Origin of the sequence: Myroides sp. NP-2 (genome assembly GCF_014145665.1) — a bacterium.
In the GTDB taxonomy this organism is placed as follows: domain Bacteria; phylum Bacteroidota; class Bacteroidia; order Flavobacteriales; family Flavobacteriaceae; genus Flavobacterium.
The window spans coordinates 82,025-97,251 of record NZ_JACHTD010000013.1 but is presented as its reverse complement, the minus strand read 5'-3'; the positions used below and the strand labels follow the sequence as shown (position 1 = coordinate 97,251).

The window sequence follows — 15,227 nt, the reverse complement described above, 5'->3', positions numbered from 1 at the left end:
GAGATGAAATATTCTATGCGAAATTTATGTCGGAAACCGTTATTCGCACAGAATATTTAATTCCTTTAATTGAATGGCACATTGCAAGTGAACACAATTGGAACATAACGACCAATAAATATGGACGGCTTTTCAAAAAGTATCTTAACCAGGAAATGTGGGCTAAAACAGAACAAACATTTTCAGGGAGCGATATAAAGGAAAATTGGACTGCTCTATTTTCAATGACTGATTTAGTTTCAGAAATAGGAACTGAATTGTCAAAAAAATTAGAGTACAAATACCCGGATAAATTAGAAAATGACATACGAAAATATTTAGCTGGACTAAAACCCAAAACATAACTACGTTGTACAACATCGTATTGGCAATAGGCGGGCTGAACGGCTTCGTATCAACGGAAGTGCAAAATTCAACTTCTGTTCTTCGATTAAAGTTCAGTGCTAAAAATCCCGCCCATCGCCAATACGCGGCACGTTAGCAATCCGCTGCGCTCCTTGCTAACAATGGCTCGGCGACTTACGTCGCTTGCCGTAAGCCGCCGCTGCGCTCCTTGCTAACAATGGCTCGGCGACTTACGTCGCTTGCCGTAAGCCGCCGCTTCGCGGACTGCTTACAACAAGCGACTTGGCTAAATAGCTCCGCTTTTGTATCTTCGATACAGCTTCGCTACTTCGCCAAGTCGCCGAGCCGTTATTCAGGACTGTTTAAGTTTTTGATCTCCTGACGTTTTTGGTCTATACTGTTTAATAGTTTATTTTCTTCCTCTCTTTTAATCACCAAATTATGGAATTTCTTAGGGTTAAGAGAATGAGTAGAATCGATATGCGATGTTACATGCGGTAGCTCCAATTCTATCATTCGGTAACGCATTTCATACGATTTTCTATCGTCTAATTGTTTGTTCTTCTCGTATAGAACACCGAGACCTAGCGAAATAATGGTAGATAATGCTATCATAACAATGATCAGAGGTGTTGATTTGAGATCAATGCCGTAATGATGTTTTACAATGACCTGATCAGGAATTTCAGCTATCTTTGAAACAATGTCTTTTTCTTTGATTGTTAATACAGCTAATTCCTGTCTAGTTATTGTGGAGATTTCATTAGCTACATCCTGAAGTGTCCCATAATCGTTAATGATCTTAGATAGTACATCGTTTTCTCTTTTAATAAATTGCTTGATCTGTTGTAGTAGTTCCTGATCCTTTGCTCGCATTTCATGAAATTCCTGCATTTTCTTTTCATTTTCAGAAAGTAGGGAGACAATTGTAGGCATTATTCGTACAATATCCTGCGTGATCAAGTCTGTGTTTTCCTGCAATGCGCTTACCTGTTGCTGTATATTTTCTAATTCTGTGTTCATGGTATTAACGTTTTAGTCCGTAATTCTCTTTCTTTTTTCTTTTCTTGATCAACGGATCATCTTGCTCTGGTGTAATTTCGGGGTTCGAAAATAAAGCTGATGTTATGTGACCAAGTGTTTCTCCGATATTTCTGTCTATAGAATGATCCTTCGAAACATAGCTTCCAGTAATTTGATTTAGTTCAATAGAATTATCTATGCTATTTAAAGCCTTGTCGATCTGTCCGAAGCTCAATGAGCGGTCTATGGCAGAACCCCGAAATGTCTGTTCATCTTTGATGAACGAAATACCTTGAACCTCATCCGACCCCAATCTATATTTAAACTGCATTTCCACACCTCTGTAACGGATATAATTTTGTAGTTCCTTCCAGTTTTTACTGTGTCGTATGCCTGCCTTGACGGTGTCGTAAATTTGGTATTTCGTTAGATCATTACCTTTCAGTCTACCTCTGTTGACATTTCGTTTTCCTTCGGACTGCTTAAAGCCATATAATGCATTTAATTCTTTACAAGCTTTAAAGCTCTTATACCGCTGATTGCTATTGGAGATAGTTTTGCCATGATCGTTTACCCGATTAAAAATAATATGGATATGATCATGTTGGCGGTCGTGGTGGCGCACCATTAAGCATTGGGTATCCCTAATATCTAATTTTGATAAATTACGCTTAGCTGCGGATAGCATGATGTCATTATTCAGCTTGTTTTTATCTTCTGTATTCCACGAAAGAATAATGTGTCCGACTGCCTTGCCCAATCTTGGATTCAGCATCCGCTGAAAATTAAAGTCCTGTGTGATGGTCTTTGCCGAATCCGTCCGTAATCCATTTACATGGATAATCTCACTATCTTTTTTCAGGGCGTATCCAACGCATCCGCCGAAAGATCGGCCCTCAATTATCTTCGCTATCATGGTGCAGTAGTTTATTGATACAATGGTTAATGTGATGGATCGTATTTTTGCATTCCTGTGTCACCTCAATCAGTCCAGACTGGTGTGCTTTTTTAGTTAGCTGATTTAGATTGTTCGAAGCCCCAGTAATCGCCCTAAAAGCTTTCAATTGTTCTTCGGTAAACCTAGGTGTAATTTTTCGTAGGATCGCAGATTTGCGTACCCATTCCGATTTGCTCATACCTGCAATTTTTGCATTATGCAAAACTCTGTTATGTTCGCTTTCATCGAAACGGACATTGATCCTGAACTGTTTTTTATTTTCGAGTGCGGGTCTTCCGCCTTTTTTCTTGTTATTTTTCATCTTGTTTCTTTTTAGCTGTGACCATCGGGAGCCAATCGGTTTTGGGGTCACCAAAACACAACCTTGCTTCCTACCTATTCGATAGTTTTCTTCCCGATTGAATATTTTGGGTCTGTTCTTTGGATGATGTGAAAATCAGATAGTCATTGACATCCTTGATCCTGTTGTCTTGCCTCTGCAATTCTTCCATTCCATTTTTTACGGTGTGCGTTTTTTCAAAATGGCTTCGCAAACTGTTGTACGATTTTAAACCACTGCTATCTGTGTCCAGATAGCTTGTTATTCCGTTATGTCGCCCTAAGAATGGATATGCTTTTTGCAGATTGGCGGTCGTATTCAGGATACAGAAGTTCGTATTTAGATACGGCTTACCTGCATTCTTTTTTAACGTCATAAAGGATAGCAGATCCGTGAAGCCCTCAAACAAAACAACATCTTTGTTGCCGTTATCGATCGTGGTGATCCCCTTTGTCAATAGGGAGCGTTTATCATAGCTGTTGCGCAGTTCGTATCCACCTGCATCATTCTTAAAACTTGCGGCAAAGTACGTCTGTCCTTTTGCCGTCCGGTAATAGATTTCCTGACAGTATACTCTGGCAATTTCAATATCTATTTTGCGTACGTCGGTCAGATAGTCTGTCAGAGCTTTGTTTCCGAGAGGCTCAACGGAAAGGATGGTGTAAGCGCGTTCATTTTCTTGTTGCATGACCTGTACTTTATCCAATACGGTCTGCTGGTGAAAAGAAAAGATATTTTTTCTTTCATCAGCCCAATCTAAAACAGTTGATAGGTTTTCCGTATCCAAAAACTTCATCAGGAAGTCAATGTTATTTCCTCCGAATCCTTCCGAATGCGAGTACCAGATATTCCTATGGATATCCAACTTTGTCGAAGCCGTTCTTTCGTCTCCTCCATTGAATGGGTTTTTAAACCATGCTTCACGGCTGTTCATCCTTGCGCATGGTATCTGTAGATAATTTAATATGGATATGAGCGGTATGCGCTTTAATTCATCACATGTCATAATCTTAATTTTAAAGTAGGTTTAGTTTAGTCTATTACTATATAGGGGCGGACTAAACTAAACCTGTTTTTTAATAATAGAATTCAGGGTTGAACCGGTAGGTCTTATCGTTTTTGATGACCATCCGTTTGTTTTCCAGAAATGTCTTCAGCTGTTTGGCTTTATTGATGCCGAAATTGAAGCCCTTTGCCAGATACGCATTCCGTAATCTGCCAACATATTCATCATATGTGCAGGTTATTTCACTGCCGTTGAACATTTCCTGTAACACTTCCCGATGGTTCTCTTTGGAAAGCTCCTGATAGTCGAATCCCTTTCTCGATACTGTACCTGACAGGTCAAAGTTCTCATCCAGTACGGGCAAACCATCATCGATAAAAAAGGTAAATGGCTCAAACTCGATATCCCTGATGAACTTTGGCGCCACGGTGCTGTAGTTTGTATCCAGATCGCTTTTGGTGACCTGTAATATGGATTCAGCCTTATTGTTCAATTCTGTCCCCAAATGCCCTCTGGTGTTGTCATCACCCTTGTTTAGGTGCAGTACGGTATGGATGTGTATATTCAGCTCCTGTGACCATTTCATCAGCTTGCCGGTAATTTCGGTCGCTTCCGTAGCATTATTGATGTCGTAAACAAGATCCCTGATCCCGTCTATGATGACCAGACATATTTTGCCCGCATATTTGGACAGGGCATATTCGATGATACTTATGCGCTCTTTAGTGGGGTATTCCCTCAGGGATATAAATTTTAGGTTTTCATGGACTTCCGTTGTCGGGTAATTTATGAGTTTGTAAACCCTTGAAATCAACCTGTGGCAATGGAATCTGCTCTGCTCCGTATCGCAGTACAGTACCAATGGACGGTTTATGGGAACTTTGACCTTATACTGTAATATCTGTTTTCCGCTCAATGCAGCAGCGACCAATGAAATCACATTGAATGTTTTCCTACTCTTGGCCTTTCCGGTGGATGCGCTGAAATTTCCTAATGTACCGATAACGGAATCGGAATTGCTGATTGTTATCATGATCGGAGGTTCTAAAAATTTATCTGTTATTTTTACTATAGCCCTATCCAATGCAGTGGCTATGTCCTGGTTAAACGAGATCATTATTTACCTCCTTTGTTATGGTTGAAGTTCGTCATGGATGCCATAACATCTTCTTTGTTGAAGTAAATGCGCTTTCCCATACGTTTATAGGGAATACGCCCCTGTTTCATCCATTCGGTCAGGCTGACAAGGGAAATATCAAGCTCGTTTGCCATTTCCTTTTTGGTCATTAGTTTTGTCGGTTGCTTTTTTTGCGGAGGATCGTCCATATTACCAACCTTTGAAATAAAAACCTGTAGTTCTTCCCTAACTGCATCCTTGACACAATCTCTAAGGGCATTTCGATCCAGTGTAATCATACTTTGCTCATGTTTATCAATTTAAGAATGTCGAAGTCATGGCCACTTTCTTCGTTTAATTAACTTGACACAAAATTGGGCAAGCAAGACCACAAAAAATGCCGTTCAGAATTTTGAACGGCATCTCTGCAAGGGGGTGGTATGATTTATCTTCTGGCTATTCAATTGGAATAATTTTGAATTTGCGATCTGAATTGTCAATGTCGGTGGGTTTACCGTCACAAAAATAGTTCTCTACTGTTCCGAATGGAATTGGCTTATCATGTTCCAAAAAATGATTGGAAATGATTTTTGCCCATGTTATATGGGCGTTAGTCCCTAGGAATGTTTCTGCTTTTCCGTTGATTATTATCTTTGCTTTCATAAATTCATCAAACAACGCGATCAGATTAAGTTTGTCGCCGTTCAGTATATTGATTTTATGATGATCCAAGGAATTCAATCGGGATTTCTCTTTTTTGAGCTTTTTAACCTGTTCTTTAAATTCATCCAATTCTTTTAATGTCGTATTATACTGTGCTAGCAAACGATCGAGATTTTGTTTCTGGATGAATTGCTTTTTTAATTCTTCCTGTTCCTCTTTGTTCGAATCTAGATAGTTCTCCAGAATAGTTTTTATGGTATTTATATTGGATTCTGTACTTGCATTGGATGAATTGGCAAGTTTCGTAAATGCCGAATCGATCAATTCCTGTGTCCGCTGGAATTCTATTTGAGTTTTGCTCTTTACTTCTTGCAATAGTTGCTCGCTGACTATCTCATATTTTTTTGACAGACTTACCGTGAAATTCCATCGGTCATATTTGGGAAGGATATTCTCGATGAAATACTGGAATTTCTGTATTCTAAGGTCGTTTCTTCTTTTCTGTGTCGCCGACAGCTTTTCCTGTGATTTGCTTCTTTCCTTTTTTAGCTCGGAATTAACAGTCTGCCATAATTCTTTAAAAAACTCTCTGCCGTCAGTATCGTTGAATTCAGCTTTGTAATAGTTGAAGTGGCGCAAAAAGAGATCTTCAAGTTGACTCTCTGGAAGTCGCTGAACTTTTATAAGAAAGTGTACATCCGCATGCGTATCGTTCTTGGAAAAAGGGACGCCCACGTCCAATGGATGCGGATCAAAGTCAAACGGTTTTCTTCTTCTGAAATATTTACTGTTCATAATTTTAAAATTTGTTCAGTGCATCGATTAACGAATCCGTGTTTGCCGATTCGTATTTCATTAAAGTCCTTATGTCGGAATGTGCGGTCAGTTTCTGCACAAGTGTAATGGGTACGTTCCTGCTCAATAGGTTCGTTACCATTGATCTTCTGCCGACATGGCTCGATAGGAAGTCGTACTTCCTTTTTTCTATCACCAGCTTTTGCTTACCTGAATACCTTGTGATCTTTATGATTTCGTCCATTCCTGCCAGTTTGCCGACAGTTTTGATATATTCATTGAACTTCTGGTTGGATATCTTGGGCACGGAGTAACCGATACGCTCCAAGATATCCTTTGCTGGGGCAATATACCCCTCAAAAGGTACGATCACCCTTTTTTTGACTTTTACCGAAATGAAGTCCCAAGCATTGTTTTTTATGTCCTTTGGGTCAAAGTTGATCAGATCCTCAAATCTTTGCCCTGTGTAGCACAATAGACAGAACAGATCCCGTACCCTTTCCAGACTGGGTCTGTCCGAAAGATCATGGTTCATCAGTTTCTGTATTTCGGATTCTGACAGGGCAATGATCTCATTGTAGGCTTTCTTCTTAAAGTTTGTCTTCTGGGTCTTGAAGACATCGGGATGCACCAAATAATCATTGTCGTTGCACCACTTTAGGAATACCTTTAACGTGGAGATGTACTTGTGGATGGTGTCATTCAGCAAGCCCTCTTTATCTCCATCGTTCGTGTTCTTTTTCCTGCTTAGAAATACCTCAAACTGATCGAGAAATTTACCGTCCATTTCCCTAAGGATAAGTTTTGTTCCCTTATGCTTCTCAAAATCCTCCAATCCCTTAAAGACTGTCCGGTATTCTTTTAACGTACCCTCTTTGACAAAATTGGATTTGTAGGAAAGGAACTGGGTTTTCAGGTGGGAAATGGATATTTCACTATTGACGGCATTGTCCCTGTCAATACAGTCCTGTACAATCTGTTTATAATCCTCTTTGGAAAGAAACTGGTTTGTTTCTTTTTTTCGCATTGCTTCCCTTGTACAGCAGTTTGCAAGGTTGTTCAGTTCAACATTGAATTCCAACGCTCCGCTGGCACTTGGTTTAAGCCTTTCCTTTTCAAAATCCCAACTTTTGGGCAATATCTTATAGTTTGTCCTGTATTTTATCCTACAGGATTTATCCGGTGAAAAGAAGAGATACAGTGCAGTGGGCGATGGATTCCAGAACTTTTGTGCAAGGTTCTTCTTTTTCCCTCCAACCTTTGCCAATTCCTGTTTGACCTTTTCAGGCGAAATATCGGGATTATAGGGCTTATCTAAATAAAAATTCACTTTCATATTTCTCGGACATATTTCGGACAGAAATGCTTAATATTACCATATTTTACCTTTGTAAGGTTAGGTAAAGATAGGTAATAAAATTTGTAAATACCTAATAATCAGAGTAAAATAAGAAAAGTAAAAGTAAGATATGATAACGGTTCGAATCCTGCCACCCCGACTTACTAAAAGCTCTAACGAAAGTTAGGGCTTTTTTTATTTAGTTAATCGCAAACTAAAAAAGGATAGCTTCATGCTATCCTTTTTCTATTTTCGTTCCAATCGAGGGATTGGCAAGTTTAATTCTTTATCTGATGTGGGAATAAAGGCTTTAACCATAATGACTAGCCCAAAGATCATGAGTAGAACACTGCTGATTTTTTTTACCTTGAGAATATTTTCTGCTGTTAGCTTCTTGCGCAATTGCTTAGCTAAAAGAATTTTGAATACATCTGTTACAAAATAGGCAGCAATAGCGAAGGAGAAGAATAAAAACATGCGTTCAGTATCCATGTCCATCTTAGGGCCTAATGTGATGATAATTGCCAACCAAAAGCCCAAAACACCCACATTAATAAAGTTGAGTAGAAATCCTTTGACAAAGAGATTTAAGTACTCTCTTTTTAAGTTAGGAGGCGCAATTTGGATGGTGTGAACTTGTACTTTTTTGAGCTTGACAAAGGAAATAATTCCATAGGTCAACATCAATAACCCACCGAAAATAAATAGAGCTGGATCGTCTTTGATCGAATTTATCAAGCGAAAGCTACTAAAAAAGGCAATGGTGAAAAACAGGGCATCAGCGAGAATTACGCCCATATCAAACGCAAGAGCCGCTCGAATTCCCCTTGTAATACTCGTTTCAATAAGAATAAAAAATACAGGACCAATCATGAAACTTAGGAAAAACCCCAAGGTAACACCTGTAATTAAGTCATCGATCATTTACCACAATTAAAAATGCCAATATACTTGATATATTGGCACCTATGTTTATTACCTACGGCAAGGTACGGTTTTTTATGACAATAGAATAAGAAAAAAATAAATACTTTTAGTTCTCCTTTTTGATGCTTCCGCCCATTACCACTTTTTCATTGATTTGTTTTGGGTTTCCAAAGATGATAACCTCTCCTCCTGCTCTAGTTTTAGCATCCACCAGATCTGTGGCATTTACTTTGGCTGTACCACCAGCATTTACTGTTACTTCAGTCTGTTTACTCACTAGTTTTTCATTGTAAACACTTGCTCCAGCATTGGCTAATATATCTTGTGTATTGGTTTTTCCTGTTAAGGCAATCGTTCCTCCAGTATAGCTTCGCACAATTAATTTTTCTGTCTCTACTTTTAATGCTACCGAAGCTCCTGTTTTGCTGTGAATTCTCAAGTTTGTAGCCTTAACAACCTCTTTGCTGTCAACACTAGCTCCTTCTTCAGCAATGATCTCCTCAAGCGCCTTGTAGTATAGTTTTACCTGCGTATTTCCTCCTTGAAAACTACTGCTGAAATTCATTTTGATTTTCAAGTTTCCATTTTTGTTTACAAAGGTTACTTCTTTTGTATTGCTCCCTGAAACCTCCATCTTAGTTTCTGTTGATGGAACTAAGGTCAGTTCGATTTTGTCAAAAACATTGACATTGCTAAACTCTCCTACTTCTTTAACCTCTTGAGCAAAGCCAATTGTTCCACATAACGCAATAAATAGAACTATTATTTTTTTCATGTTAGTTTAATTTTTGAATATAATTAAAGTCCAATTGTTTTTTAACTAAATCTGCATTCTTAACCGATACCACAACAGTATCTCCTAATTGAAGCGTGTTGTTGGTTGCTTGTCCAAGTAATGCATATTGTTTTTCATCGTATACGTAATAGTCTTCCTTAATCTCGCGTATACGCACCATACCTTCACATTTGTTTTCGATGATTTCTACATAAATCCCCCATTCTGTGACACCTGAAATAACCCCTACAAAAGCTTTGTCTTTTTGGTCCTGCATATACTTCACTTGCATGTATTTGATGCTGTCTCGTTCTGCATTTGCTGCCAAACTCTCCATAGCGGAACAGTGTTTACATTTGGTTTCGTATTCTTCTACATTGGCTGAATTTCCACCGTGTAAATAGAATTCTAACAAACGGTGTGCCATTACGTCTGGATAACGTCGAATCGGAGATGTAAAGTGTGAATAGTAGTCAAAAGCCAAACCGTAGTGTCCGATATTCTGTGTTGAATAGCTAGCTTTGCTCATACTTCTAATCGCCAAGGTATCGACTAAGTTTTGTTCCTTTTTACCTTGTACATTTTTCAATAATTCATTTAAGGATTTGGAAATCGTATCTCTCGATTTGAAATTTAGCGAATGACCAAACCTTGATATAACGGATTGTAAACCAAACAATTTATCTTGATCTGGCTCGTCGTGAATACGGTATACAAAGGTTTTTTTCTGTTTGCCGATAAATTCAGAAACTTTTCTATTCGCCAATAGCATGAATTCTTCGATCAAGTGGTTGGCTTCTTTGGCTTCTTTAAAGAACACGCCTACAGGCTCACTTTCGCTGTTTAAGTTGAATTTTACTTCTACTTTATCAAAGGAAATTGCACCAGCTTTCATGCGCTTTTGACGTAAGATAATGGCCAATCGATTCAACGTTAGCACGGCTTGGGCAACTTCTTCGCTAATTTCTTGCGCTTCTCCCGTAATGGAAATGGCTTCAGGAACCGTTCGATCTTGTGTTTCAATGATGTATTGGGCTTCTTCATAAGCCATGCGTTGATCGGAATGCGTTACTGTACGGCCAAACCAAGCATTCACTATCTCGCCTTTAGCATTGAGTTCAAACACCGCAGAGAATGTATATTTATCCTCGTGAGGACGAAGTGAACAAGCAAAATTGGACAGCACTTCGGGAAGCATAGGAACCGTTCGGTCGACTAAATACACCGACGTCGCACGGTGAAAGGCTTCATCATCTAAAATAGTCCCCGGTTGTACATAGTGAGAAACATCGGCAATATGTACCCCGATCTCGTAATTTCCATTTTCTAAGATTTGGAAAGACAGGGCATCATCAAAGTCTTTAGCGTCTTTTGGATCAATGGTGAATGTTAGAACATCGCGCATATCGCGGCGTTTTGCTACTTCTTCTTCCTGAATCGACGTATCGAGTTTGTTGGCAAATTCTTCTACCTCTTTTGTAAATTCACTTGGAAGACCATATTCTGCCAAAATAGCGTGGATTTCGGTGTTGTGCTCCCCTTGTTTACCCAGTACTTTGACTACTCTACCAAATGGACTATCTGCATTCTCTGGCCAATCTTCTAAATCAACCAATACCACGTCTCCAGGTTGAGCATCCAAAAATTTGTCTTTAGGAATAAAAATATCCGTGTACATTTTTGCATCGGCTGTCGTAACAAAAGCAAAGTTTTTCTGAATCTCGATAACCCCAACAAATTGCGTACGATGGCGTTCTAATACCTCAACAACTTCGGCTTCTGGCTTTCGGCCTTTTCGCTTATTGTAAATGTAGGCTTTTACCAAATCCCCATCTAGGGCTTTGTTTAAATTGTTGGTCGGAATGAAAACATCCTCTTCAAGTTCTTCACTCACCAAATATGCCGTTTTTCGACTCGTCATATCTATGTGTCCCTCTACGTAATTTGCTTTGGGAACAAAGCGGTACTTCCCTACCTCAACTTCTTCGATAAGCGTTTTGGAAAGCAAGAATTTTAGTTCTTTAATAATCTCATTTCTGCCTTGGGTATCCACTACTTCGAGTTGGGCAGCTACTTGTTTATAGTTAAAAGATTTGGAAGGATTTTTTCCTAAAAATTTTAAAATCTTGTTCGAAAAATCAAATTGTTTTTTCTTTTTATGTCTAATTTTTTTTGCCATTTTCTTGATTTTTTTCCCAGCCTTTTGGCCATGGAAAGTTGTTTAAATGTACGAAATACTCTTTATTCTGAGGAATAAAAGGTCGTTTTTTGTGTTATTATTGTGAATTACGGGGGATAAAAAGTGTGCTAATCTCAACTATATCAATCGATAGTTTTTCATTTTTTCGGTAAAGAACACAAGAAGAATCAGTTGAGGTCTAAGTCTTTTCACTTGATTTCTACTTGTTTTTAGTCCTTAAAAAAGTGTAATTCATTCAGAAAACTGGATCAAAAGTATTTCTTTTTTCTCATTTATACAGCATTTATTTCTTTTTTTCTAGTTTTAAGAACTGAAGCAAGCACTTAAAGCACGGCATTTTTTCTGTCCTTTTGGTTTTGTTTTTGTCTTGTTTGTCTTGTTTGTTCTCCAACTGTTCTTCGACTCTTCTTAGAGTTTACTTCGATAAAATAGGAATTTGTCGAAGCACACTCGAAGCACACTCGAAGTTGATCCAAAGTAGCTAAAAGGAAATGTCGGGGGATGTTGTTTGTTCCTGATAGGAAGCAGTAGGAAAATCTACTGTACAAAGAAAGCGTTGTCGGGTTTGATAAGATATTGCAAAAGGAGGGAGACCTTTCCTTTTTTTTTGTATTTTAGGAAAACCAATAAAAAAACGAAAGTGAAAAATGAAAGCAATATCTTATGTGCATGGAGCATCTAATATTCCATTGTTAGGAGAGACAATAGGAGAAAATTTAAGAAAAATAACGGCCTTATATCCAGATAATGAAGCGTTAATTAGTGCGCATCAGAACTATCGTGCGACGTATAGCGAATTTTTTGAACAAACGGGGCAAGTAGCGCAAGCGCTTTTGGCTTTAAATATTGAAAAAGGAGATCGCGTGGGGATTTGGGCGCCTAATTGTTATGAGTGGGTACTCTTGCAATATGCTACGGCTCGAATTGGCGTTATATTAGTCAATTTGAATCCCGCTTATCGCGCACATGAATTAGAATTTGCGGTCAATCAATCGGAGATAAAGGCCATCATATCGGCAGAATCCTACCGAACAAGCGATTATCGAAAAATGATTTCCTTGGTACGCGAAGATTGCCCATCCCTACAGGAAGTGGTTTTCCTTGGTGAAGAATGGGATCGTTTTGTGGCTGAAGGCCAGAAAATAAATGCAGCAGTATTAGCAGAAATAGAAGATTCTGTACAGTTTGGAGAAGCAGTTAACATCCAATATACCTCAGGAACTACGGGTTTTCCCAAAGGGGTAACACTGACCCATCACAATATCTTAAACAACGGTTATTTTATTGGCATTCGCTTGAACTATAGTGCCCAAGATCGCGTGTGTATTCCTGTTCCTTTTTACCACTGTTTTGGTATGGTTATCGGCAATTTGTGTTGCACCTCTCATGGAGCTACCATCGTTATTCCCAATGATAGTTTCGATCCCGCCAAAACACTAGCCGTCGTCGAACAAGAAAAGTGTACCTCGCTCTATGGTGTGCCGACTATGTTTATTGCTGAATTGCAACTAGCTGATTTCAAGAAATACGATTTGTCGTCTTTGCGCACTGGTGTGATGGCTGGTTCGCTCTGTCCTGAACACGTGATGAAACGCGTGAAAACCGAAATGAATATGGACGAGATCAGTATTTGTTACGGGATGACAGAAACATCCCCTGTGTCCACACAAACCCATATTGGCATTGATATAAAGAAACAAGTCAGCACAGTAGGAACAGTACAAGATCACTTGGAGATCAAAATTATCGATCCTGAAACTGGGGGAATCGTACCTCGAGGAGAGGCAGGTGAACTGTGTACACGCGGATATTCCGTCATGTTGAAATATTGGAATAATCGCACCTTAACTGCTGAAGTACTCGATGAAAATCGATGGATGCATACAGGAGATTTGGCGACGATGGATGAGGAAGGGTTTATAGCCATCACCGGACGAATAAAAGATTTGATTATTCGCGGTGGAGAGAATATCTCACCAAAGTGGATAGAGGATTTCTTGTACACCCATCCCGATGTAGCCGATGTGCAAGTCATTGGGGTACCAAGTGAAAAATACGGGGAAGAAGTTATGGCGTGGATTATCCTCAAAGAAGGAAAAACCGCAACAGCGGAAAGCATGCGTGAGTTTTGTGATCAGAAGATTGCCCATTATCGCATCCCTAAGTATTGGAAGTTCGTTTCTTCTTTTCCAATGACCATCTCAGGGAAAGTTAGAAAGGTGGAAATGCGTCAAATAGCTGTAGAAGAATTAGGATTATAAAAGGCAAAAGTTTTACCTTTGTCAGTGAATAATAACACAACAACACAGATGAAAATAGCAATAGGAAATGATCATGCCGGGCCAGCGTATAAAAAGGCCATTGTCGATTTTTTACAAGCCAAAGGATATGAAGTAACAAACTATGGAACAGATAGTTTTGATTCCGTGGACTATCCGGATTTTGGACACCAAGTCGCTACAGCAGTAGAAAAGGGTACTGTGGATTTTGGAATTGTTATTTGCGGTAGTGGTAATGGAATTGCCATGTCGGCGAACAAACACCAAGGGGTGCGTTGTGCGTTGTGTTGGACAAAAGAAATCGCTGAATTGGCGCGTTTGCACAACGATGCAAATGTTATCAGTATTCCTGCGCGTTTTACTTCTATTGAACAGGCTATTGCTATGGTTGAAACGTTTTTGAATACCGCATTTGAAGGCGGTCGTCACGCTAATCGCGTGAATAAAATTGCTTGTTCTTAACTTGCCTTTCACCAGGTTTTCCAATCGGCTGAAGTAAACTCCCATTTGGGAGTGATGATGCGATCGTGGTCTATTCGATACCACGGATTGCCATCAGAGGAAGAGGGATTCTCTAGTACTTGGAGTTCTTGTGCAGGCATATAGCTTTGGGCAAGCAATACAAGGCGATCTCCTGCTTGATTTTCAGCCATATCAATGACGATTACGGCATGGCCATAAGGCGTGCCAGATTGCAATAAAATATCTCCAATTTGTACTTCGTTTTTTGGTACAGATTGGAGTTGTTGTTTTAGGGAACTCGTATTGGCGTACATGAAGATGTGTTCCAGATAGTTCCAATACGTTTGAGTGGAATAATCCCCCTTGACATAGTCGGTATACGCACGCGGTTGACCATCGTTAAAGTGGAAGGAAATTTCGCCGTATCGCTTTTGTTGGTATAAAAAATCGGCTCGTAAACGCATGGCGGCATCCGCACATTGATGTAAATCTTTTGCGCCAATAGGCAAATCCACTACAGAAGAATACACCTGAGGGGTGTTTTTGTCTTTTCCATTGTAGTACTTCACCTTTTTACCGTAGTCTTTTAGCGGTAACTGCTGTAAATGATAGCCAAAATCTTGGTGCCTATAGGTCTTTCGAGTGTAATTTTCAGGAACATTATACCGTGTTTGCACCGTCATCCCACTAGGGTTGATGTAGGTTATTTGAGGAGTAACTTCTGCCGTAACTTTGTCCTTAGAAAAGACTAGAAAAGGGGAGTTATTTGTATTTTCTCCACAAGAAACCAAAAGACTGGTAAGCAATAAATAGAGAGTGGATTTCATACTAAGCAATTGAGTTGAAAATTAAAGATATTGAAAAACAACGAATTATGAAAGAAGAGTTTTCAGTTTGATTGTGGTTGCGCAAATAGATAAAGTGTAACTATTGTTTTATATGTAAAAAGCTTCCAGCTAACATATTCCATAAAATAGATAAGAATGATTGTGTAGTAGGTATAAAATAAATCGTATTTT

15 protein-coding genes are annotated in these 15,227 nt (G+C 39.1%); 3 read left to right on the top strand and 12 right to left on the bottom strand.

Translation table 11 applies throughout. The annotated features are described in order from the left end of the window. A partial coding sequence (locus tag H4K35_RS12975; RefSeq protein ID WP_182628389.1) for an aminoglycoside 6-adenylyltransferase occupies positions 1–344 on the top strand: 344 nt, incomplete at its 5' end. A 349-nt stretch (positions 345–693) separates the two neighbouring features. On the opposite strand, the gene H4K35_RS12970 is transcribed toward H4K35_RS12975, so the two are convergent. The 11 genes from H4K35_RS12970 to rnr all read right to left on the bottom strand — a co-directional run bounded on the left by H4K35_RS12970 (position 694) and on the right by rnr (position 11,446). Beyond that, the gene (locus H4K35_RS12970) at positions 694–1,368 is read right to left on the bottom strand and encodes a hypothetical protein (RefSeq protein WP_003013290.1); all 675 of its coding nucleotides are present in this window, start codon (positions 1,366–1,368) and stop codon (positions 694–696) included. 4 nt (positions 1,369–1,372) lie between these two features. Beyond that, positions 1,373–2,284 carry a relaxase/mobilization nuclease domain-containing protein gene (locus tag H4K35_RS12965; protein WP_182628388.1) on the bottom strand — a complete coding sequence of 304 codons (912 nt, stop codon included), beginning with the start codon at positions 2,282–2,284 and terminating at the stop codon, positions 1,373–1,375. Further along, complete coding sequence (gene mobC, locus H4K35_RS12960) at positions 2,265–2,627, bottom strand: plasmid mobilization relaxosome protein MobC (protein ID WP_003013287.1); 363 nt, start codon at positions 2,625–2,627, stop codon at positions 2,265–2,267. Before mobC ends, H4K35_RS12965 begins: the two co-directional genes overlap by 20 nt. Before the next feature lie 70 nt (positions 2,628–2,697). Further along, complete coding sequence (locus tag H4K35_RS12955) at positions 2,698–3,510, bottom strand: toprim domain-containing protein (RefSeq protein WP_255492473.1); 813 nt, start codon at positions 3,508–3,510, stop codon at positions 2,698–2,700. Positions 3,511–3,721: 211 nt separating this feature from the next. Further along, positions 3,722–4,684: an AAA family ATPase gene (locus H4K35_RS12950; protein WP_224200403.1), complete on the bottom strand. Its 963-nt coding sequence runs from the start codon at positions 4,682–4,684 to the stop codon at positions 3,722–3,724. A gap of 83 nt (positions 4,685–4,767) precedes the next feature. After that, complete coding sequence (locus H4K35_RS12945) at positions 4,768–5,067, bottom strand: helix-turn-helix domain-containing protein (RefSeq protein WP_003013280.1); 300 nt, start codon at positions 5,065–5,067, stop codon at positions 4,768–4,770. A 157-nt stretch (positions 5,068–5,224) separates the two neighbouring features. Next, the gene (locus tag H4K35_RS12940) at positions 5,225–6,226 is read right to left on the bottom strand and encodes a hypothetical protein (RefSeq protein ID WP_003013276.1); all 1,002 of its coding nucleotides are present in this window, start codon (positions 6,224–6,226) and stop codon (positions 5,225–5,227) included. A gap of 4 nt (positions 6,227–6,230) precedes the next feature. Beyond that, positions 6,231–7,562, bottom strand: a complete 1,332-nt coding sequence (locus tag H4K35_RS12935; RefSeq protein WP_003013274.1) for a site-specific integrase — start codon at positions 7,560–7,562, stop codon at positions 6,231–6,233. Positions 7,563–7,811: 249 nt separating this feature from the next. After that, a complete protein-coding gene (locus tag H4K35_RS12930) occupies positions 7,812–8,489 on the bottom strand; it encodes a LysE family translocator (RefSeq protein WP_182628387.1) in 678 nt (225 codons plus the stop codon). Between the two features lie 109 nt (positions 8,490–8,598). Further along, a complete protein-coding gene (locus tag H4K35_RS12925; protein WP_182628386.1) occupies positions 8,599–9,267 on the bottom strand; it encodes a head GIN domain-containing protein in 669 nt (222 codons plus the stop codon). Position 9,268: 1 nt separating this feature from the next. After that, positions 9,269–11,446 (bottom strand): ribonuclease R, encoded by a 2,178-nt coding sequence (gene rnr / locus H4K35_RS12920; RefSeq protein WP_182628385.1) that lies wholly within the window; start codon positions 11,444–11,446, stop codon positions 9,269–9,271. Between the two features lie 668 nt (positions 11,447–12,114). Between rnr and H4K35_RS12915 the strand changes: the two genes are divergently transcribed. Together H4K35_RS12915 and rpiB are read left to right on the top strand one after the other, a co-directional pair. Further along, positions 12,115–13,728, top strand: a complete 1,614-nt coding sequence (locus tag H4K35_RS12915; protein WP_182628384.1) for an AMP-binding protein — start codon at positions 12,115–12,117, stop codon at positions 13,726–13,728. 48 nt (positions 13,729–13,776) lie between these two features. Beyond that, positions 13,777–14,208 carry a ribose 5-phosphate isomerase B gene (rpiB, locus tag H4K35_RS12910; protein ID WP_182628383.1) on the top strand — a complete coding sequence of 144 codons (432 nt, stop codon included), beginning with the start codon at positions 13,777–13,779 and terminating at the stop codon, positions 14,206–14,208. 8 nt (positions 14,209–14,216) lie between these two features. On the opposite strand, the gene H4K35_RS12905 is transcribed toward rpiB, so the two are convergent. Further along, positions 14,217–15,035, bottom strand: a complete 819-nt coding sequence (locus tag H4K35_RS12905) for a DUF4846 domain-containing protein (protein ID WP_182628382.1) — start codon at positions 15,033–15,035, stop codon at positions 14,217–14,219. Between the last annotated feature and the right edge of the window lie 192 nt (positions 15,036–15,227).

Coding starts and splice junctions, on each gene's coding strand:
- H4K35_RS12970 (WP_003013290.1), bottom strand. CDS start 1,368: ATGAACACAGAATTAGAAAATATACAGCAACAGGTAAGCGCATTGCAG.
- H4K35_RS12965 (WP_182628388.1), bottom strand. CDS start 2,284: ATGATAGCGAAGATAATTGAGGGCCGATCTTTCGGCGGATGCGTTGGA.
- mobC (WP_003013287.1), bottom strand. CDS start 2,627: ATGAAAAATAACAAGAAAAAAGGCGGAAGACCCGCACTCGAAAATAAA.
- H4K35_RS12950 (WP_224200403.1), bottom strand. CDS start 4,684: ATGATAACAATCAGCAATTCCGATTCCGTTATCGGTACATTAGGAAAT.
- H4K35_RS12945 (WP_003013280.1), bottom strand. CDS start 5,067: ATGATTACACTGGATCGAAATGCCCTTAGAGATTGTGTCAAGGATGCA.
- H4K35_RS12940 (WP_003013276.1), bottom strand. CDS start 6,226: ATGAACAGTAAATATTTCAGAAGAAGAAAACCGTTTGACTTTGATCCG.
- H4K35_RS12935 (WP_003013274.1), bottom strand. CDS start 7,562: ATGAAAGTGAATTTTTATTTAGATAAGCCCTATAATCCCGATATTTCG.
- H4K35_RS12930 (WP_182628387.1), bottom strand. CDS start 8,489: ATGATCGATGACTTAATTACAGGTGTTACCTTGGGGTTTTTCCTAAGT.
- H4K35_RS12925 (WP_182628386.1), bottom strand. CDS start 9,267: ATGAAAAAAATAATAGTTCTATTTATTGCGTTATGTGGAACAATTGGC.
- rnr (WP_182628385.1), bottom strand. CDS start 11,446: ATGGCAAAAAAAATTAGACATAAAAAGAAAAAACAATTTGATTTTTCG.
- H4K35_RS12915 (WP_182628384.1), top strand. CDS start 12,115: ATGAAAGCAATATCTTATGTGCATGGAGCATCTAATATTCCATTGTTA.
- rpiB (WP_182628383.1), top strand. CDS start 13,777: ATGAAAATAGCAATAGGAAATGATCATGCCGGGCCAGCGTATAAAAAG.
- H4K35_RS12905 (WP_182628382.1), bottom strand. CDS start 15,035: ATGAAATCCACTCTCTATTTATTGCTTACCAGTCTTTTGGTTTCTTGT.